General features: G+C 58.6%; 16 protein-coding genes. 11 read left to right on the top strand and 5 right to left on the bottom strand.

Features of this window, described 5'->3' with window-relative positions:
* Window positions 1–152: 152 nt before the first annotated feature.
* Window positions 153–2,153 (top strand): methyl-accepting chemotaxis protein, encoded by a 2,001-nt coding sequence (locus NAT23_RS07580; protein ID WP_251926945.1) that lies wholly within the window; start codon window positions 153–155, stop codon window positions 2,151–2,153.
* Window positions 2,154–2,402: 249 nt separating this feature from the next.
* On the opposite strand, the gene NAT23_RS07575 is transcribed toward NAT23_RS07580, so the two are convergent.
* On the bottom strand, window positions 2,403–3,332 hold the full coding sequence (locus tag NAT23_RS07575) for a LysR family transcriptional regulator (RefSeq protein ID WP_251926943.1): 930 nt from the start codon (window positions 3,330–3,332) through the stop codon (window positions 2,403–2,405).
* 132 nt (window positions 3,333–3,464) lie between these two features.
* On the opposite strand from NAT23_RS07575, the gene NAT23_RS07570 reads away from it, so the two are divergent.
* The 3 genes from NAT23_RS07570 to NAT23_RS07560 all read left to right on the top strand — a co-directional run bounded on the left by NAT23_RS07570 (window position 3,465) and on the right by NAT23_RS07560 (window position 5,802).
* On the top strand, window positions 3,465–4,244 hold the full coding sequence (locus NAT23_RS07570; protein WP_251926941.1) for a ferredoxin--NADP reductase: 780 nt from the start codon (window positions 3,465–3,467) through the stop codon (window positions 4,242–4,244).
* Between the two features lie 191 nt (window positions 4,245–4,435).
* Window positions 4,436–5,038: an FMN-dependent NADH-azoreductase gene (locus NAT23_RS07565; protein WP_251926940.1), complete on the top strand. Its 603-nt coding sequence runs from the start codon at window positions 4,436–4,438 to the stop codon at window positions 5,036–5,038.
* Between the two features lie 152 nt (window positions 5,039–5,190).
* Complete coding sequence (locus NAT23_RS07560; RefSeq protein WP_251926938.1) at window positions 5,191–5,802, top strand: glutathione S-transferase family protein; 612 nt, start codon at window positions 5,191–5,193, stop codon at window positions 5,800–5,802.
* A 52-nt stretch (window positions 5,803–5,854) separates the two neighbouring features.
* Here NAT23_RS07560 and NAT23_RS07555 read toward each other — a convergent pair whose 3' ends face one another.
* From NAT23_RS07555 to typA, 3 genes are all read right to left on the bottom strand, one after another.
* Window positions 5,855–7,066 carry a dicarboxylate/amino acid:cation symporter gene (locus NAT23_RS07555; protein WP_251927585.1) on the bottom strand — a complete coding sequence of 404 codons (1,212 nt, stop codon included), beginning with the start codon at window positions 7,064–7,066 and terminating at the stop codon, window positions 5,855–5,857.
* Between the two features lie 210 nt (window positions 7,067–7,276).
* Window positions 7,277–8,560 carry a diguanylate cyclase domain-containing protein gene (locus NAT23_RS07550; protein WP_251926936.1) on the bottom strand — a complete coding sequence of 428 codons (1,284 nt, stop codon included), beginning with the start codon at window positions 8,558–8,560 and terminating at the stop codon, window positions 7,277–7,279.
* A gap of 120 nt (window positions 8,561–8,680) precedes the next feature.
* Window positions 8,681–10,495, bottom strand: coding sequence for a translational GTPase TypA (typA, locus tag NAT23_RS07545; RefSeq protein WP_251926934.1), 1,815 nt, complete (start codon window positions 10,493–10,495; stop codon window positions 8,681–8,683).
* Between the two features lie 565 nt (window positions 10,496–11,060).
* On the opposite strand from typA, the gene glnA reads away from it, so the two are divergent.
* The 4 genes from glnA to ntrC all read left to right on the top strand — a co-directional run bounded on the left by glnA (window position 11,061) and on the right by ntrC (window position 15,835).
* Window positions 11,061–12,470, top strand: coding sequence for a glutamate--ammonia ligase (gene glnA / locus NAT23_RS07540; RefSeq protein ID WP_251926924.1), 1,410 nt, complete (start codon window positions 11,061–11,063; stop codon window positions 12,468–12,470).
* A 109-nt stretch (window positions 12,471–12,579) separates the two neighbouring features.
* On the top strand, window positions 12,580–13,155 hold the full coding sequence (locus NAT23_RS07535; RefSeq protein ID WP_251926922.1) for a DUF4124 domain-containing protein: 576 nt from the start codon (window positions 12,580–12,582) through the stop codon (window positions 13,153–13,155).
* 207 nt (window positions 13,156–13,362) lie between these two features.
* Entirely contained in the window at window positions 13,363–14,430 is a 1,068-nt protein-coding gene (gene glnL / locus NAT23_RS07530) for a nitrogen regulation protein NR(II) (RefSeq protein ID WP_251926920.1), read from the top strand.
* On the top strand, window positions 14,423–15,835 hold the full coding sequence (ntrC, locus tag NAT23_RS07525) for a nitrogen regulation protein NR(I) (RefSeq protein ID WP_251926919.1): 1,413 nt from the start codon (window positions 14,423–14,425) through the stop codon (window positions 15,833–15,835). Before glnL ends, ntrC begins: the two co-directional genes overlap by 8 nt.
* Here the strand turns inward: ntrC and NAT23_RS07520 are convergent, their stop codons facing one another.
* Complete coding sequence (locus NAT23_RS07520; protein WP_251926917.1) at window positions 15,836–16,498, bottom strand: IclR family transcriptional regulator; 663 nt, start codon at window positions 16,496–16,498, stop codon at window positions 15,836–15,838.
* 182 nt (window positions 16,499–16,680) lie between these two features.
* On the opposite strand from NAT23_RS07520, the gene NAT23_RS07515 reads away from it, so the two are divergent.
* The 3 genes from NAT23_RS07515 to NAT23_RS07505 all read left to right on the top strand — a co-directional run bounded on the left by NAT23_RS07515 (window position 16,681) and on the right by NAT23_RS07505 (window position 20,886).
* Window positions 16,681–18,018 (top strand): deoxyguanosinetriphosphate triphosphohydrolase, encoded by a 1,338-nt coding sequence (locus NAT23_RS07515; RefSeq protein WP_251926915.1) that lies wholly within the window; start codon window positions 16,681–16,683, stop codon window positions 18,016–18,018.
* 203 nt (window positions 18,019–18,221) lie between these two features.
* Window positions 18,222–19,898 (top strand): BCCT family transporter, encoded by a 1,677-nt coding sequence (locus NAT23_RS07510; protein ID WP_251926913.1) that lies wholly within the window; start codon window positions 18,222–18,224, stop codon window positions 19,896–19,898.
* A 193-nt stretch (window positions 19,899–20,091) separates the two neighbouring features.
* Entirely contained in the window at window positions 20,092–20,886 is a 795-nt protein-coding gene (locus tag NAT23_RS07505) for an aspartate dehydrogenase (RefSeq protein WP_251926911.1), read from the top strand.
* Window positions 20,887–20,938 lie beyond the last annotated feature (52 nt).

Below are 20,938 nucleotides of genomic sequence, written 5' to 3'. Positions count from 1 at the left end.
AGATGATAAAGCGGTTCAAATCAATCAAACATTTTGTATTGGTGTCCGCTGGGGCTGCCATTTTGGCGGTCGTCGCGGCGATGCTTATATACAGTGCTTATTCTGCGTCAAGTACCCAGTCCTTCGTTCAGGCCCAGTCCAAGGATATGCTGATGTCGTCGCTTAAGGCACGGCTCGAAGCTGAGGCTGCAAAACAGGCAACCAACATAAATACCAACTTTGGGCAAGTGCTTAGCATGGTCAGTACAGTGGCCGCCACCAATGAAGCACTTAGTGTTGATAAGGATGGGGTACGCGACGAAATTGCCAACACCATGAAGCAAGTGCTGCGACGCAACGATTTTCTGCTCGATATTTATGCCGGCTGGGCACCCAATGCATTTGGCAGTGATGCGGCCTATATCGGCGAGCGTGGTCAGAGCTACGTCGATGCGGCCGGGCGTTTCATGCCTCTTTTCTTTCTCAACGAGGACGGTTCGGTCGGAAATATCACTCAGGAAGGGGTAATCGATAGCACTAAAATCATGCCCTCCGGTTCCGAGGAAGGGGCGTATTATTCATGCGTTGAGCGTACAGGTAACCCTTGCGTCACTGATCCCGCCGCCTACGACCTTGGGGGCGAGAAGGTCATGCTGACGTCGTTCAATGCGCCGATCATGGTCGATGGCACCTTCAGGGGGGTGATCGGGGCAGATATTGCCGTCGATTTTATCCAGCAACTTCTGATCGACACCAATCAAGGCATTTACAGCGGTGCCGGCGACATCGCTCTGGTTACCTCTCTTGGCAACGTCGTTGCGAACACTGAAGACGCCTCAAGTATTGGTAAGAAAGCGGCAGGCATTCTGTCTGCAGATGCCACCCGACTGCTCGAGGAAGCACGTACGTCTGAAAACTCTGTTTACGCCCTTGATGACGCCGGCAGTGGCGATGGCATGATCCGGCTTTATCAGCCCTTCCACGTGGCTGGAACCGACACAACCTGGACGCTGTTGATCCGTTTGCCGATGTCAGCGGTTCTGGCCGATCTTAACGCGATGCAGGCGCAGATGGCCGCCAAGGCAAACAGCGATCTGTTCGGCATGCTCGCCGTGAGTGCGCTGGTCGCGGCACTCGGGCTTGCACTGATTTGGGGCGTTGGCCGCAGCATCGCACGCCCTCTGGGCGAGCTCGCCGGACGCATGCAGGGCATTGCCTCGGGCGATGGGGATCTTACCCAGCGTCTACCTGAGAGTGGTCGTAACGAATTTGGTCAGGTGGCGACTCAGTTCAACGCCTTTATCGACAAGATCGAGCGCGTGATGATCGATGTGCGCAACAGCAGTGAGAACGTCAAGCTGGCCTCCGCCGAGGTGTCGACCGGCAGTCTCGATCTGTCCCGGCGTACGGAGAATACTGCGGCAAGTCTCGAGGAGTCCGCAGCGGCAATGGAGGAGCTTACGGGTACGGTCGCGAATTCCACTGAATCCTCGCGTCACGCATCGGCCCTGTCTCGCGACGCCGCCAAGGCCGCAGAAAGCGGCGGGGATGTAATGGCGGAAGTTGTCGGCACCATGCGTGAGATCAGTAGCTCTTCCAAGGAAATCGAAAGCATCATCGATGTCATCGACGCCATCGCCTTCCAGACCAACCTGCTGGCGCTGAACGCCTCGGTCGAGGCTGCGCGTGCCGGTGAGCAGGGACGGGGCTTTGCCGTGGTGGCAGAAGAAGTTCGAAGCCTTGCCAACCGCAGCACCAAGGCGGCCAAGGAGATCAAGACATTGATCGATGCCTCGGTCGAGAAAACCACCAACGGTGAGGCGCTGGTCAAGCAGGCCGGTGACAAGATCGGGGACATCGTCGAGCAGGTTCGGCGCGTCAATGGGCTAATCGCCGAGATCACCACGGCGGCGGAAGAGCAGAACACCGGCATCTTCCAGGTCAATCAGGCGGTCTCCCAGCTCGATCAGATGACCCAGGAAAACGCGGCGCTGGTCGAGGAGTCTGCCGCCGCAGCCGATTCTCTTAGTCAAGAAGCGACGCGTCTGGCCGAAATAGTAGGTACGTTCCGAGTGAGTGAGGATTCAGCGGCCGTGTATTCACCGGTTGCTGGACAGCCCACGCGGAGCGGCAATGTGCAAAGAAGCGCAAGGGATCACGAAGAGTTCGTTTGAAACTCGGTGAGTGCAGATAAAGACGCAGCGCAAGACGCAGGGATACACAGCAAGAGCCGGGAGGTGACCGGCCACGCAGGAAGGCGCGCATGAGCGTTTTCCATGAGTCAGCGGTGGCATGCCACCGCAACCGTTGGTGCGGCGTTGGGTGACCTCGCACCATGTCGCCGAGAAGCCCAGCGCCTATGGCATTGGAATCTTCTCCTTGGCGCCGGCCTTTGCCGGCGCTTTTTTTTGCCTTTTATCCTGTCATGACGTTTGCAGATGATCGAAGGTGATTTCATCGCTGCGGGTGGCGTGCATGGTGGTGTCGCGGCAGAGCTTCAGGAACTCTCTCAGACCCGGGGTCAGGTATTTTTGCCGGTGCCAGATGAAATAAAACTGGCGGCTCAGATCCAGATCCGGGGTGTGAATCGGTGCCAGCGAGCCGCGCCGAAAAGCATCCTTGAGCGCCAGGCGCGACACGCAGCCAATGCCAAGACGGGCCTCGACCGCGCGTTTGATGCCTTCAGTATGCTCAAGCTCGAGCTGAATCTCGAAGCGCTGATGACGGTGGCGCATCGCCTGCTCGAGGGTCCGACGAGTGCCCGAGCCGTCTTCACGCATGATCCAATCCTCTCGCAGCAATCGTTCCATCGTTACGCTCTGATGCGCCAGCGGGTGGTCGGGTGCGCAAAATACGCTCAGCTCGTCGGCGACCCAGGGCTGCATCACAATTTCCTCATGCTGAAAGTCGCCCTCGATCAGCCCCAGGTCCAGCTCGTGATGCACCACCCGCTCGACAATGGTCGAGGTGTTGCGCACGTGCAGCCTGACCCGGCTTTGGGGATGACGCGCACGAAACTCTCGAATCAGAAGCGGGGCCAGGTAGTTGCCGATGGTGAGCGTCGCGCCGACGTCCAATGAGCCGACGCCGGTCTGGCCCTGCAGCAGTTCCTCGATTTCCTCGGCGCGGTCAAGCAGGGACACCGCCTTGGGCAGCAACTGAAAGCCGATGGCGTTGAGCTTGAGCCGTTTGCCGATGCGGTCGAACAGCTGGCAATCGAATTGACGTTCGAGTTCACCCAGGGCGGTGCTGGTGGCCGATTGAGACAGCGCGAGCGCCTCGGCGGCCTTGGAGACGTTTTCGACCTGACCGACAGCAATGAAGACTTCCAGTTGACGAAGCGTGAAGCGCATGGCTCAACCTATATCTGTGGAATAGATATTTAATATTCGGATAATTCATTTAACGGATAAAGGCCGCTGACATACACTGAGCCCAGAATTTTTGACGGCGCTTGCGCCACCGGTCATTCAAGGAATCGTGTCATGAGCAGCAAGTTTTCTACCGAAGAAGTATTGAGCGTTCATCACTGGAACGACACCCTGTTCAGCTTCAAAACCACTCGTGAGCGCACGCTTCGATTCAAGAACGGTCAGTTCGTTATGATCGGGCTCGAAGTGGACGGCAAGCCGCTGACGCGCGCCTATTCCGTCGCCAGCCCCAACTACGAAGACCATCTTGAATTCTTTTCGATCAAGGTTCAGGACGGCCCGCTGACCTCACGCCTTCAGCATTTGAAAGTCGGTGACTCCATTCTGGTCAGCCGAAAGCCGACCGGAACATTGGTGCTGGATGACCTGCTGCCGGGACGTAACCTGTACATGCTCTCGACCGGCACGGGCCTTGCGCCGTTCATGGGCCTGATTCAAGACCCGGAAGCGTACGAGCGTTTCGACAATATCGTATTGATTCACGGCGTTCGTCATGTCAACGAGCTGGCCTACCAGGAATTCATTACCAAGGAACTGCCGGAGCATGAGTACCTGGGCGATGAGATCCGCGAGAAACTGATCTATTACCCGACCGTTACACGGGAAGAGTACTCCACCATGGGGCGTCTGACCGACCACATTCGTACCGGCAAGCTGTTCGAAGACACCGGGCTTCCGCCGATGGACCCGAAACAGGACCGCGCAATGATCTGTGGTAGCCCTGCGATGCTCGAAGAGAGCAGCCAGGTGCTTGACGAGCTGGGCTTCAACATTTCACCGCGCATGGGTGAGCCGGGCGATTACGTGATCGAGCGCGCCTTTGTCGAGAAATAAGAACTCAGATAAACCGTTAAAAAAGCACGGCCTCGGCCGTGCTTTTTTATGGTCGCTTCCTCGGACAATGTCTCGAAGTAACGATCCTGTTCGATAAAAACGAATGGTTTGAGAGAAAATATCCGCTTTTTATTCGATTTAATCGGCGATAACGTGGCCTCAGATATTCCCCGTTTTGACAGGAGCAGACCATGCCACGCCTACTCGTTTTGAAATCAAGCATTCTTGCCACGTATTCACAGTCCACGCAGCTTGCGGACTACACCATCGAGCAGTGGCGTGCGCGTCACGGCGATGGCAGCGTCACCGTTCGCGATTTGGCCGAGTCCCCTGTACCGATGCTCGATAACGAGCTGATCGGTGCCATTCGCCCAAGCGGTGCGCCCATGAGTGCCCGTCAGGAAGAAGTGCATGAGCTTTCAAATGCGCTGATCGACGAGCTCAAGGCGCACGACACCCTCGTCATCACGGCGCCGATGTACAACTTCTCGATTCCAACGCAGCTTAAAGCCTATTTCGACCTCATTGCCCGAGCGGGCGTGACGTTCCGCTACACTGAAAATGGCCCCGAGGGGTTACTCGAGAACAAGCAGGCGCTGGTACTTACCACGCGCGGTGGTATCCACAAGGGCACCGCGGAAGACATGGTCGCGCCTTATGTTTCCACGTTCCTGGGCTTTATCGGCATTACTGACGTCGAAACCGTGTATGCCGAAGGTCTTGCCATGGGTCAGGAATCTGCCCAACAGGCACAGGCCTCGGCGCACGAAGGGATCGATCGCTGGTTCGCCTGAGCCTGGCGATCGCCTTGACCTCTTCCTTAAGAACGCCGCGCCGATCGCGGCGTTTTTTACGGGACAAACATGCAGTCCGTGGAATACCTTGATTTAGAGGTGGCGCCGTCGGCGTCACGGAGTTCTGTGTTCAGTGCGTTTAGGAGTCGATCATGATCGTATTGTATGGCTATCCCCATTCGCGCTCAGCGCGCGTCGCCTGGGTCTTGGAAGAGCTTGGGCTTGACTACGAGTATCGAATGGTGGATTTGAAGTCAGGCTCGGGCCAGCAGCCTGAACATCTGGCGCGTCACCCGGATGGCAAGGTTCCGGTGCTGTGCGATGGCGATCTCACTCTGTTCGAGTCCGCCGCGATCTGTCGCTATCTGGCCGCTCAATACGGAAAGGGTCGTCTTCTGCCGGAGTGCATTGCCGAGCAGGCCGTCGTCGATCAATGGCTTTCGTTTGTCACCACCGAGCTCGAACAGCCGCTCTGGACACAGGCCAAGCACAGCTTCCTGTTTCCCGAAGCGCAGCGCCGTGAAGAGATCATTCCCGTGGCGCGCTGGGAATTCGACAAGGCGGTACAGGCCTTGCAGAGGCGTTTCGACGGTCAGGACTATGTGACTGGCACCCTGTCGTTGGCCGATCTGTTTCTGGCCCAGACCCTTGCCTGGGCGCGAGGCATGGTGAAGCACGAGCTGCCCGAGGCACTCGATACCTACACAAATGAACTGATCGCCCGGCCGGCGTTCGAGCGCGCCCGAAAGCGAGAAGCCTGCTGATCGATCCCGCTCCGGCCCGAGGCCGGAGCGGGGAAACGCGTGCGTTGGTGGGTTAGGCCGCGGCCTTGCGATTGTAGGTCTCGAGGTCCAGCTCGTTTTCGCTCTTGCCGATCAGTGTGGTGACCATTAGATCGCCCGCCACATTGACGCTGGTGCGGGCCATATCAAGGATGCGATCGATGCCGGCCACCACGGCCAGTGCCTCCAGTGGCAGACCGATCTGGGACATCACGATCGAGAGCATGATCAGCCCGGCGCCGGGGACGCCTGCAGTGCCGATCGAGGCGAGCGTGCCGGTCAGAATGATCATGCCGTAATCTGTCATTGTCAGATCCGTGCCGGTCAGCTGCGCCACGAACACGGCTACAACGCCCTGATACAGCGCCGTGCCGTCCATGTTGATGGTCGCGCCGACCGGCAGCACGAATCCGGCCACCCCTTCGGACACCCCCATATTCTTCTGGGCGCAGCGGATCGAGACCGGCAGCGTGCCGGAGCTCGAGGCGGATGAGTACGCGACCACCAGTGCGTCCAGGCTGCCGCGCAGATACCGCACCGGATTGAGCCCGCCAAGAAGCTTCAAGAGCCCGCTGTAGACCACGAGCACATGCATTACGCAGGCCAGATAGACCACGCCGATGACCTTGACCAACGGCAGCAGCACGTCCAACCCGTAGCTTCCCGCCACGAACGCCATGAGGCCGAAAACGCCGAACGGTGCCAGCGCCATCACCAGCTCGGTCAGCTTATACATTGCTTCGGCGAAGCTTTCGAACAGGCGCACCACAGGCTCGCCTTTCTCGCCGATCAAGGTAAGCGATACCCCGAGGGCGATGGCGAATACGATGATTTGCAGGATATTGCCTGAAGACAGCGCATCGATCGGATTCTGGGGGACCAGGTTGACCAGAATATCGACCAGTGACGGCGCCTCCTTGGCCTCGACCGGCGCATCGAAGGAAAGATCGAGCCCGCTGCCCGGTTGAAAGAGCCAGGCCGCAAGCAGGCCGATGGCGATCGCGAATGCGGTAGTGATCAGATAAAGCGCGATGGTCTTGCCACCGATGCGGCCCATTTTTTTCGGGTCACGCATGGCCGTAATGCCGACCACCAGGGTCGAAAAGACCAGCGGTACGATCAGCATCTTGATGGCACTAATGAAAATGTCACCGATGGGTTTCAAGACACTTGCCTGTTCACCGAGCAGGACGCCTGTGAGTGCGCCCAGAATCAATCCGGCCAATATCTTGGCCCACAGTGGCATACGCCGATACAGATTGGGGGGTGTGGAGGAGTCGGACACGTGAGGTACCTTTTTAATTGTTGGGCATGTTTAATTGTTGGGCATGACGAGGTGAGATGGCGGCGTTATAGGTGTGGTGCGCCATCGTACGTTGCGACGATAACGAGTATCCGAGGGAAAAGGCGAGTCGCTAGAGCAATATTGCATCACCGATGCGAGCTTGGACTGGTATTAGGTGCGCCTTGAATCCGAATAAGCACAGACACAGCCCCGCCCCTGTCGCTTGGCATTGAACAGCGCCTGATCAGCCAGATTGAGCAGGGTATGCACTCGGCGGCTGTCAGTGGGGCACAGTGCCACACCGATCGAAGAGGTTGTGTGAAAGACCTGGTTCTCAATATGCCAGGGGGCCTGAAGGGCAGAGCAAAGACGCTCGGCGTGCGCGAGTGCGTGGTCGGCATCGGCGATCACCACGACGAATTCGTCGCCGCCGATGCGGGCCACCGTATCCCCGATGTCGAGATATTCGGTCAGCCGGTTCGCCAATGCCGTCAGTAACGCATCCCCGATGTCATGGCCGTGGCGGTCATTGATGTTCTTGAAATGATCGATGTCTAGATACAGTAGGGCAAACGCGCTTTCCTGCTGGACTCTTCGACTGAGGTCGTCCAACAGTTGGCGTCGATTGGGAATTCCGGTCAAGGCGTCCTCGTAGGCAAGTCGATGCAGACGCTGCTCGTACTGCACTCGCTCCTGAATGTCTCGACAGGTGAACACGACCTGGTATTCCTCGATGTCATCGAACCAGATCATCGAACGCGAAACCTCGAACCAGCGGTAGATGCCGGAGGCGAGACGCAGTCGGCAGCGGGTCGTGGGAAGTTCCCGGTTTTCAGGCGGCAATATCAGGTCGCGTTGAAGCCTTTGAACGTCCTCGGGATGAATGATCGAGCCGATCTTGCCATTTATATGTGCCGAAATGGTATGGCCCAGCTGATGCTCGAAGGACGGCGATAGATAGGTAATCGTGCCATCAAGGCGGCGAGTGCCGACGATATCGCTCATGTTTTCGGCGATTAGCCGGTACTTCTGCTCCTTTAGTGCCAGTTCCTGTTCGGCCTCGACACGGTCAGTGATATTGCGACTGACGATTACCAGTTGATGTCGAGTGCCCACAGAGGTGAACGAGGGCGTCTTGACCACTTCCCACGTGTTGAGCCGGCCATCGAGTTCGAAGGATTTGTAGATGGTCAACGCCTTGCCGTGGGCCCAGGCCTGCTCGTCAGTCTTCAGGTTGTAGCGAAAGGCCTTGGTCAGGTGCGGTCGAAAGACGGCAATGTCCATATCGGTCATGCCGATGTAGTCGAGTCCTTCAAGTTCGTAGGTATCGATCACGGCGCGGTTGGCGATCAGCCATCGACCTTCACCGTCCTTAAGGACAATGAATTCGGTGACAGCATCGATCAGATAGCGAAGCTGGGCGGCGGTGCTCGAGGTGGGCGGGTCGTAAACCACAGACGTGTTCTCGTACGAAGGAGATACTGTCGTTATCGGCCCGAGACGAACGCAATTGAAGTTTCTGGCTATAAAAAAAGGGAGGCCCGTGGGCCTCCCTTTCATGACGATCGTAACGAATCAACCGCTTTTCTTGGCGCGTTTGCGTTCGTTCTCGGTCAGGTGCTTCTTGCGAAGACGGATGAAGTTCGGCGTGATCTCGACCAGCTCGTCGTCATCAAGGAACTCGATCGCCTGTTCAAGCGTGAAGCGAATGGGCGGCGTCAGCACGATATTTTCGTCGTTGCCGGAGGCGCGCATGTTATCGAGCTTCTTGGCCTTGGTCGGGTTGACCACCATGTCGTCGGCACGGTTGTTGATGCCGATCAGCATGCCTTCATAGACTTCGGTGCCGTGCTCGACGATCAGCTTGCCGCGGTCCTGCAGCGCGTACAGCGCGTACGCCAGTGCCTTGCCGGGGACCATGGAGACCAGAACACCGTTGCGGCGCTTGATCTGGGCGTCGGGTTTCAGCGCGCCGTAATGATCGAAGCGGCTGGTCAGGATGCCGGTGCCGGAGGTCAGGGTCAGGAACTGACCGCGGAAGCCGATCAGGCCACGTGCCGGAATGATGAAGTCAAGACGCACACGGCCCTTGCCATCCGGGTTCATGTTGGTCAGCTCGCCCTTGCGGTAGCCGAGCTCTTCCATGACTGCGCCCTGATGCTGCTCTTCGCAGTCGATGATGACTTCTTCGTACGGCTCCTGCCTGGTGCCCTCGATCTCACGGATGATGACCTCGGGGCGGCCAACGGCCAGCTCGTAGCCTTCACGACGCATGGACTCGATCAGAACCGACAGGTGAAGCTCGCCACGGCCGGAGACCTTGAACTTCTCGGGGCTGTCGCCCTGTTCGACGCGAAGCGCGACGTTGTGGATCAGTTCCTGATCCAGACGCTCCTTGATGTTGCGGCTGGTGACGAACTTGCCGTCCTTGCCCGCGAACGGCGAATCGTTGACCTGGAAGGTCATGGATACGGTCGGCTCGTCAACGGTCAGTGCCGGCAGCGCTTCGACGGCGCTCGGGTCGCACAGCGTATCGGAGATCGCGAGGTCTTCGATGCCGGTGATGCAGATGATGTCGCCTGCGGTGGCTTCATTGGTCTGCATGCGCTCGAGGCCCATGTGGGTCATGACCTGGCCGATCTTGCCGCGGCGGGTGTTGCCTTCCTTGGTGATGACGCTGATCTGCTGACCCGGCTTGACGCTGCCGCGCTTGATGCGGCCAAGGCCGATAACGCCGACGTAGCTGTTGTAATCGAGCGCCGAGATCTGCATCTGGAACGGCGCCTCGAGTTCAACCTTGGGCGGTTCGACGATATCGATGATGGACTGGAACATCGGGTCCATGTTCTCTTCCAGCGCGTCCGGATCAGTCCCGGCGATGCCGTTTAGGGCCGAGCAGTAGATGATCGGGAAGTCGAGCTGTTCGTCGGATGCACCGAGGTTGTCGAACAGATCGAAGATCTGGTCGATGACCCAGTCAGGGCGCGCGCCGGGGCGGTCGATCTTGTTGACGACCACGATCGGCTTCAGGCCCTGATCAAAGGCTTTTTGGGTAACGAAACGGGTCTGCGGCATCGGGCCGTCGACGGCGTCGACCAGCAGCAACACGGAATCGACCATCGACATGACGCGCTCGACCTCACCACCGAAGTCGGCGTGCCCAGGGGTGTCGACGATATTGATGTGGTAATCGTGCCACTGGATAGCGGTGTTCTTGGCCAGGATCGTGATGCCACGCTCTTTTTCCTGGTCGTTGGAGTCCATGATGCGCTCTTGGTTTTCGGCCTTGCGGTCGAGCGTACCGGACTGTTGCAGCAATTTATCGACCAGCGTGGTCTTGCCATGGTCGACGTGCGCGATAATGGCAATATTGCGAAGTTTTTCGATCACAATGGGGTCCTGTCGGGAAAGGCGACGCCAAACGGCATCACAATGCTTGTGTAGGTTGAGGTGCAAAGCGGCCGAGTGGCGGCTTGTGTTGTCGTCTTGCGGCCAGCCTGTCACCTCGAAAAGCCACACCAGCCAAAGACGTCGATGCCGTGCATCGCGGGTGGGCGTATTGTCCCGGCTTAGCCGGCTCGCTTCAAGCCAATGGCCGGTTTATTTTTAACCGGGGCACTTGGATGCACCAACATGGAACATATGGTGAGGTGCTTGAGCGCTTATGGTGCATTTGCAGTGCTGCATGCATGCGTTTTGAACTAGAGTGAGTGGGCGCGCTGGGCACTGCCAAACGCTTTTCTATTTTTTTGTTTTAAAAAACGACCAAAAAACAAAATCTTATAAAAGTATTTTTTGGCCTTGCCCCAAATTGGCACGCGGCATGCATCTGTGTTGCACAGTCAAAAGGCATCGCTGCACACGAACTGCACACGCCAATGCGCTGGACACTTTTTAAAAAACGCATATCGCGGATCAACGCCATCACGAGCCAAGCTCACATCGGAGGATCACCATGGCAGATAAGACGCTTGCCCTGATTGAAGAACATGACGTCAAGTGGGTCGACCTACGCTTCACCGATACCAAGGGCAAGGAGCATCACGTCACCATCCCTGCGCGCAGCGTGGATGAGGAGTTTTTCGAAACCGGACAGATGTTTGATGGCTCCTCCATCAATGGCTGGAAGGGCATCAATGAATCCGACATGATTCTGATGCCGGAAGATGGCAGTGGCTACCTGGATCCGTTTACCGAAGACCCCACGCTGGTGCTTTGCTGCGACATCATCGAGCCGGCCACCATGCAGGGCTACGAGCGTGATCCGCGCTCCATCGCCAAGCGCGCTGAAGCCTATCTGAACAGCACCGGTCTCGGTGACACGGCGTTTTTCGGCCCGGAACCCGAATTCTTCATCTTCGATGAAGTGCATTTCAAAACCGACATGCAGGGCTCGTTCTACAAGATCTCGTCCGAGGAAGGCGCCTGGGCCACCGACGACGCCAAGATCGAAGGCGGCAACATGGGTCACCGTCCGCGCGTGAAAGGCGGCTACTTCCCGGTACCCCCGGTCGACAGCTTCCACGACATTCGCGGTGCGATGTGTAACACGCTCGAAGCGGTCGGTCAGAGCGTTGAAGTGCATCACCACGAAGTGGCCAACGCCGGTCAGAACGAAATCGGCGTCAAGTTCAATACGCTTGTCAAGAAGGCTGACGAAGTCCAGACCATGAAGTACGTGATCCACAACGTGGCGCACGCGTATGGTAAGACAGCGACCTTCATGCCCAAGCCGATGGCAGGTGATAACGGCAGCGGTATGCACGTTCACCAGTCGTTCTGGAAAGACGGCGAAAACATGTTCGCAGGCGATGAGTACGCAGGTCTCTCCGAAACCGCGCTTTACTACATCGGCGGCATCATCAAGCACGCCAAGGCCCTGAACGCCTTCGCCAATGCCTCGACCAACTCCTACAAGCGTCTGGTTCCTGGCTTTGAAGCGCCGGTCATGCTTGCCTACAGCGCGCGTAACCGCTCGGCGTCACTGCGTATTCCGTACACGTCCAGCCCGAAAGGCAAGCGTGTCGAGCTGCGCTTCCCGGATCCGACCGCCAACCCGTACCTGACGTTTGCGGCCATGCTGATGGCCGGCATCGATGGCATCAAGAACAAGATCCATCCGGGCGACGCCATGGACAAAAACCTGTACGACCTGCCGGCTGAAGAAGCTGAATCGGTTCCGACGGTTGCGGCAAGCCTTGAAGAAGCCTTGAGCGCGCTGAAAGAAGATCACGCGTTCCTGACCGAAGGTGGTGTATTCACCGAAGACACCATCAACGCCTACATCGAGCTCAAGGAAGAAGACGTCACCAAGCTTCGCATGGCGCCGAGCCCGATCGAGTTCGACATGTACTACAGCCTCTGATCGCGTCTTGCATCAGGTGGAAAAGCCCCGCTCTTGCGGGGCTTTTTTTATGCATGGCCGATCCATGCCTGCCTTAGACTGACTCAAGGCTCAAGGGAGGAGGCTGCAAATGAAACGGTGGTTTTTATTGATGTGTGCGACCGCGCTGGCATTGCCGGCGCTTGCGGATACGGTCTATCGCGTGGTCGATGATGACGGCACCGTGCGCTTCAGTGATCGGCCCACGCCGGGGGCAAGCGCGGTTCAACCCGCGATGCCGGACGTCGTGTCGCCGCCGTCTGGCGGCCTGGCCGCGCCGGCCTCTTCGCAGAGCGTGTCCGAGGCGCGTCGGGCGTATCGGCGCTTTTACATCGAAAGCCCTGCCGACAACGCAACGATTCCACCGGGGTATGCCGGCGATATTCAAGTTTCGGTCGGGGTCGAGCCGTCGCTCAGGGACGGAGACCGGGTGCGGCTGCTGCTCGATGGCACGCCCAGCCAGTCGGCCATGCGCGCGCGGGTATTCATGATCGCAGGCGTTGAGCGCGGTGAGCACCGAATTCAGGCTGAGCTGATCGATGCCGGCGGCCGTGTGCTGCGTCAAAGCTCCCCGGTGACGGTCTTCGTTAAGCGTGCCCAGGTGCCGCCCAATAGCCCTGCCGCGAAGGCACCGGTCAGCGGAGTACGTGGGGCCAACACACCCTAACCAACACACCCTAATAGGCAGGTTTGCGTTGACCGCTGAATTCAATGCACCAAAATGGTGCCAGTCGCCGCGATGAATCAACGGCGATTCGACGCGCCTGGCACGCTCATGGCGCAAAAGGACACGGCCTGGTCGGAACTGGCGCGGTTTTTGCACTATTGAAGTGAACAGTTCAAACGACGTAATGACGCCACAACGGGGACAGGGATGGATCAACGCTTGCTCGAACATTTGACGACCGGGGTCGTCGTGCTGGACGCCGAGCTTCGGGTGCGCTGGATGAATCCGTCGGCCGAATCGATGCTCGGTATCAGCCTGGAGCGTGTGCGCCAGACCGGACTTGAGTGCATCGACCACCAGAACAGCGACGTTCGAACGCGTCTTGCGGCAGCGCTTGCGCACCAGCACCCCTACACCCAGCGTGAAGTGCCGCTGGCGCTTGCGAACGGCACGTCGATCACGGTCGATTACACCGCCTCGCCCTTATCAAAGGATGAGCTGCTGCTCGAGTTCGATGCCCGGGATCGGTTGATGCGCATTTCGCGTGAAGAGGCGCTGGTTGCCCATCAAGAGATGATCAAAGTGTTGAGCCGGGGGCTCGCGCATGAGGTCAAGAACCCCCTCGGCGGCATCCGCGGTGCGGCGCAGCTTCTGGAGCGTGATCTGCCGGACGAAAGTCTTGCCGAGTTCACCCGCATCATCGTCGAGGAGGCCGACCGCTTAAGGGATCTGGTCGATCGTATGCTCGGGCCGAACATCGTCGCCGAGCATCAGCCGCTCAATATTCACGCGGTGCTTGAGCGTGTGCGTACGTTACTTAAGGCAGAGACCACGTCCGTAAGCTTCGTCGGCGACTATGACCCGAGCCTTCCGGAGCTGGTGGGCGATCAGGGGCAGTTGATCCAGGCCATTCTCAATGTGGCCCGCAATGCGGTGCAGGCGCTCGAGGAGCATCAAAGCCCCTCGCCGACCGTGACCCTCAAGACACGGGCCCGGCGGCAGTTCACGCTTGGCGCTGAGCGCTATCGGCTGGTCTGCGAGGTGTCGATCATCGACAACGGGCCGGGGATCCCCGCGCATCTTCACGATTCCCTGTTCTACCCCATGATTTCAGGCCGAGCCGAAGGCAGCGGGCTGGGGCTTTCGATCGCGCAGTCGATCCTGCATCAGCATCACGGCCTGATCGAGTGCGAATCCACACAGGGAAACACATTATTTCGGCTGCTGATTCCCATGCAATCAGCAGCTCAGGACAAGGAGGGCGCGCATGAGTGACAACGCACGGGTCTATATCGTCGATGATGACCGATCCATTCGATGGGTGCTGGAGCGAACGCTTGCGCAGCCGGACCTGACCGTCGAGAGCTTCGAGCGCGCCGAAGCCGCGATGGAGGCCATTGATCGGCAGGTGCCGGATGTACTGGTGACCGACATTCGCATGCCGGGGGTCGATGGACTCGACCTGATGGCGCGCACGCGTGAGCGTTTTCCGGACATGCCGGTGATCGTGATGACCGCGCACTCCGATCTGGACAGTGCCGTGGCCTCCTATCAGGGCGGCGCGTTCGAGTACCTGCCGAAGCCGTTTGACGTCGATGAAGCGCTGTCGCTGGTTCGGCGGGCGGTCGCCCATGCCCGCGAGCGCAAGGCGCCGGTCGATGCGCCGGAAAACATCACCACTGAAATTATCGGTGAAGCGCCGGCAATGCAGGAGGTCTTCCGAGCAATCGGGCGGCTGTCGCAGTCGCACATCACCGTGATGATCAACGGCGAATCCGGCACCGGCAAGGAGCGCGTCGCTCAGGCGCTTCACCAGCACAGCCCACGCGCCAGGGCGCCATTCATCGCGCTCAACATGGCCGCGATTCCCAAGGATTTGATGGAGTCGGAGCTTTTTGGCCATGAAAAGGGCGCGTTCACTGGCGCCACGGCTCAGCGTCGCGGCCGGTTCGAACAGGCCGATGGCGGCACGCTCTTTCTCGATGAGATCGGTGACATGCCGGCTGAAACCCAGACGCGGCTACTGCGTGTGCTGGCCGATGGCGAGTTCTATCGGGTGGGTGGGCATACGCCGGTGAAGGTCGATGTGCGCATCATCGCGGCCACTCATCAGCACCTTGAGGCGCTGGTGGAAGACGGGCGCTTTCGCGAGGACCTTTTTCACCGGTTGAACGTGATTCGGGTGCACCTGCCGAGACTTTCGGAGCGGCGTGAGGACATCCCGCGCCTGGCGCATCATTTCATGATCGAAGCCGCGCGCGAGCTCGCCACCGAACCGAAGGTATTGACCAAGGACGCCGAAACACACCTGTGTGACCTGCCGTGGCCGGGCAACGTCCGCCAGCTCGAGAACACCTGCCGCTGGCTGACGGTAATGGCGTCGGGCCGTGAAATCCTGATCGACGATCTGCCGCCGGAGCTCAAGAATGCGCACCATCAGACGGCCAATGCCGACGACTGGCGCGGGGCCTTTAGAAGCTGGGCCGATCAGGCGCTGACCTCGGGGCACACGCATTTGCTCGAGCAGGCCGTACCGGATTTCGAGCGCATTTTGATCGAGACAGCGTTGAAGCACACCGGTGGTCGCAAGGGCGAGGCGGCCGAGCTTTTAGGCTGGGGGCGCAATACCCTGACCCGTAAACTCAAGGTGCTGCTGCCGGCGCTGGCCGAAAGCGAGTGATCAGCGCCCGCTCAGGTGGCCGAGCGGGGCGCAAAGATCAAGCGCGACGTCTTCCAAAAGCTGCGCGTACTGGGCGCGCGTGGCGTTATCGAAGCGGGCATTGAGGCCTGTCAGTGCGATTACCCCGTGACGCGTTTGCTGTTCGTCCCGAATGACCACGGCAAGCGTTGCAAGTGAGGCGCCGTCGGTATCGACCTGCTCGAGTACGTGCTCGGGCGCCCCCTCTGTCAAAAGCGTCGCAATGGCGCCTTCTGTCATCGGGTAGCGGCTGCCTTCCTCGATCACATGGCACAGCGCATTTGAGCCGAGCTCCCGAAACCGACACACCTGCATGCCGGCGGCCTGAACGTAGAAGGCACAGGTTTCGCCGGTGCGGTCGCGCAGCTGAAGAAGACGTGGTCGAACCAGACTTTCAAGGTCCGGCAGGCTGTTCGAGGCAAGTGCGCCCAGGCGCACGAAGGCCGGGCCCAGATGGTAAACCCCGGCGGCGTCCCGGGTCAGGTAGCCAAACCGTTCGAGCGAGCCGGCCAGACGCAAGATGGTGCTTTTATAGAACCCGCTGTACTGGGCCAGCTCGGTCAAGGTGAAGTGCTTTTTCTGCTTGGAGAAGGCGTTGAGCAGGGTCAGCGCTCGTTCGACCGATTCTACCCGCTGTTGACTCATATCGTGACTCCTCGGTGTTCTATAAGGCTGCGTCAGACACAACAGTCGCCGCTATTGCGCTTTGGTCGAGACCATCTCTTGTTCAAGGCCGCCTCGAGCTTTTGTTCGAGACCGCCGTCGGTGGAGGGTTCCCGGGGGGAGTGCGACAATGGTGATCCACGCCATCATTTCAGGACATTGCAATGAGCACCATGAGTTGGTCGACACTGTTGGCCCCGGCTCGTCTCGATGACAAGCCGTCTGGCTCCGAGCGCGAGATCGGCCGATCGCCGTTTCACAAGGATTACGACCGCATCGTGTTCGCCGGCTCGTTTCGGCGTCTGGGCCGCAAGACGCAGGTGCATCCGTTGACCGAAAACGATCATATCCACACCCGGTTGACCCATTCGCTCGAAGTCGGCTGTGTGGGCCGAAGTCTTGGCATGATGGTGGCCGAGGGGCTTGGGGATCGACTGCCATCCTGGACCACGCCCGCCGACATCGGTGTGATCGTGCAGGCCGCGTGCCTTGGTCACGACATCGGCAATCCGCCGTTCGGCCACGCCGGTGAGTACGCCATCCGCGACTGGTTTCATCGTGCCCGACTCAGCGAGCCGGAGCTGTTCGAGGGCTTGTCCGAGCGCGAAATGCAGGACCTTTTGACCTATGAGGGCAACGCGCAGGGGTTTCGCATCGTGACCCAGATCGAATACAACCAGTTCCGCGGTGGCATGCGGCTTACGATGCCGACGCTCGGCGCGATGCTCAAATACCCCTGGAGCGTTGCCCACGCCGGCCGTGGCGGCAAGTTCAGCGCCTATCAGTCCGAACACGAGCAACTCGCGCGCGTGGCCGAGACGCTTGAGCTGATTCCCACCGCCGATGACGCCTGGTGCCGCCACCCACTGGCCTATCTGGTCGAGGCCGCCGACGATATCTGTTACGCCCTGCTGGATCTGGAAGACGGGCTCGAGATGGATATCCTCACCTTCGATGAAGTGGCAGGCGTTCTGATCAGTATTGCTGGCCACACCCCTGAGGATTTTCTAGAGCTTCAGCGCCTGGGTGCGTCAAGGCGCCGTCAGGTTGCGATATTGCGAGGCGCGGCGATGGAGCGCGCCGTCAAGGAAGCCGCCGAGGCGTTCATCGCCCATGAGCATGAACTGCTCAGCGGCACGCTCAGGACCGACCTTCTGGAACTGTGCCATCCGGATCTTCACTGGGGCGTGCGCCAGGCCAAGGAGATCGCCCGGGAGCGCATTTTTAGAAACCCGCGCAAGGCCAAGCTCGAGATCGGCGCCTACACAACGCTTGGCATTCTGCTCGAGGCGTTCATCGGCGCGGCGTGCGAACTTCATCGTACCGGCACCTCTAGCTTTAAGCATCAGCGCGTGCTGTCGCTGATCGGCGAGAACACGCCCCGCGCCTCATGGCCCCTGTACGACAGCTATCGGCGGATGCTCGATTTCATCGGCGGCATGACGGATCACTACGCGGTCGATCTGGCCCAGGAGATGGGGGGAAGGTTGCGGGGCGAATAGAACTTAAGTCCAATAAAAAGCGTTTTATTTTGAATGTTCATTTAATAATGACAACTTATTTCGATTGCTTTATCTTGACCTTCTGAATGCGCGCGTGGCCTAAGCACTAAAACAATACGGCAAGGTGATTTCGTATTCAGGTCGTTTTGCTAACGTATGCGGCTAGGCTATATGCTTCCTTATAAACAAAAAAGGGCCAGTCTATGGGCAATGCATTTTCTCGTATCGACAAAGTGCTGTTCTTTGGCGTACTGATCATTCTTCTTTCGGCAACGATTCCGCTTGTCGCCTTTCCTGAGCTTGGCGCCCAATGGGTCATGCAGGCCAAAAACTATGTAACCGATAAATTCGGCGTTGCGTATCTCGCCGTCGGAATCGGTTCGTTCGGTTTCATGCTCTATATCATTTTTAGCGATATCGGCCAGATCAAACTGGGGGAGCCGGACGAAAAGCCCGAATTCCCTCTCTTGTCTTGGGCGGCGATGCTGTTCTGTGCCGGCATCGGTGGCGCGATTCTTTATTGGTCGATGATCGAGTGGGTCTACTACATGCAGGCGCCCCCATTCAACATCGAGCCCTTCTCCGAAGAGGCCGTGACCTGGGCTACGACCTACGGCATTTTTCACTGGGGGCCGCTTGCCTGGTCGATCTACCTGGTTCCGGCGCTGCCTATCGCTTATTTCTACTACGTGAGAAAGCACCCGGTCCTTCGCATCAGTGAAGCGCTTCTTCCTGTGCTCGGTGAAAAGCTGGCTCATGGCTGGCTCGGCAAGATCGTGGATATTCTGTTCGTTTTCGGCATGTTGGGCGGTGGTGCTACTACATTCGGTCTGCTCGCGCCTTTGATCACCGAAGGTATGAGCCAGTTGTTCGGCATTCCAAACAATCTGGGCACGCAGATCTGTGTACTGATGTTGTGTACTGCGGTTTTTGCAGTCAGTGCTTATGTCGGCCTCAAGAAGGGCATCAAAGTGCTTTCTGACATCAACATGTGGCTGGCCCTCGGCATCTTATTGTTCGTTCTGATTGTTGGCCCCACCCAGTTTATGCTGAAAACCGGCTTGAACTCGATCGGCACCTTGATTCAGAACCTTTTCCACATGGCGACTTGGACCGAACCGTTCGGTAACATGCAAGGGTTCCCTAAGTCGAATTTCCCGGAAAACTGGACCATCTTCTACTGGGCGTGGTGGCTTGTGTTTGCACCGACCGTTGGTCTGTTCATTGCGCGCATCTCTCGTGGCCGCACGATCAAGACCATGGTGGCCGGATCTCTCTTTTTCGGAACGCTTGGCTGCGCGCTCTTTTTCAGTATCCTTGGTAACTACGCCATCTATTTGCAGCTCACCGACGCGCTCGATGTGGTCTCTATTCTAAACGACCAGTCGCCGCAGGCGGCCATCTTCGCCGTGCTTCACAGCCTGCCTCTGTCCTGGCTTGTTATCGCGATCTTTACCGTTCTGGTCATTATCTTCACTGCGACAACCTTCGACTCCATTTCCTACATCCTGGCGTCAGTGGTTGAAACGAAGATGGATGAAAGTGGTGAGCCGATGCGCTGGAACCGCCTGTTCTGGGCATTTGCGATGTCGCTTCTGCCGATGACTCTGATGTTCCTAGGCGGACTCAACACGCTTCAGACCGCCAGTGTGGTCAGTGGAGTGCCGCTCTTGATCATTGCGGTGCTTCTGATGGTGTCGATGGTGAGAGCTGCCAAATTCGACCTTCGTTATCAGCCCCACTACGAGGATCCTGAAATCAACATCGAAGAGTTCCCTGTGGACGACCCCTGGACCGAGGACGGCAGTTGGGAAGACACCAACAATGAGGATGCACCATCAATCACTCGTAAAGATCTGGGTGATGAGCCTACACCATGATCGTAAACGTATGAGTCGAACAAAGACGCCCGTGCAGGGCGTCTTTTTTTATGCAGGCACACATACTTTTTTCGTACTTTATGTTGGCGGCCGTGCGTTGCTCTTGCGCCATGAGCTGGCAGTATGTCGAAACGAGGCGGGAAATATCCCGATGCCATTTATTGCTTTAACGTGAATTTCGAGATGGTGAGTCATGAATCGACACATTTTGATGATTGGTTATGGTGCGATGGGCCAGGAAGTGCATCGGCTATTGCCGGAGGGGCTGAGCCTTGAATGGGTGATCGAGACGCCCGAGCGTCAGAGCGCGGTCCAGGCGGAGTTGGGCGAGCAGGTCAACGTGGTGTCCTCGGTCGATGAGGTTCAGGGCGAGCCGGCACTGGTGCTCGAATGCGCCGGGCAGCCGGGACTTCGCGCGCACGGTGAGTCGGTGCTTCGTTGCGGGTGGCGGCTGGCCGTGATTTCAGTTGGCGCGCTGGCCGATCAAGCCCTGTACGACGCGCTTTGTGAGGCCGCACGGGCCGGTGATACCCAGTTCGAAGTGCTCTCCGGTGCGGTGGCTGGCATGGATGGGCTGGCGGCCGCGCGGGAAGGCGGGCTTGACCGGGTAACGTATGAGGCGCGCAAGGCGCCCCGCAGCTGGCAGGGCAGTCACGCCGAAACGCTGGTGGCGCTTGATAAGGTCACGGTGCCGACGGTCTTTTTCGAAGGCACAGCGGGTGAGGCCGCTCGCCTGTTTCCGGCCAATTCCAATGTGGCCGCGACCGTTGCACTCGCAGGCGTTGGCATGGAGGCCACCACGGTCAAGCTGGTGGTCGACCCGCTCACGACGCGCAACACCCACCGCATCAAGGCGGAAGGGCGGTTCGGGCAGTTCGAGATCGAACTCAGCGGCTTTCCGCTTGAGGCCAATCCAAAGACCTCGACGCTTGCGGCGCTGTCGGTCGTTCGCGCCTGCCGTCAGTTACTGACGCCGGCGGTGGTCTGACCCTGCACTTGTCTAACCCTGCACTTGTCTGGCCCGATTTTCTGACCCTCAC

The organism is Larsenimonas salina, assembly GCF_023736155.1.
Classification (GTDB): domain Bacteria; phylum Pseudomonadota; class Gammaproteobacteria; order Pseudomonadales; family Halomonadaceae; genus Larsenimonas; species Larsenimonas salina.
The sequence above is the reverse complement of the archived record's forward strand: the minus strand, read 5'-3'. Positions and strand labels throughout refer to the sequence as shown.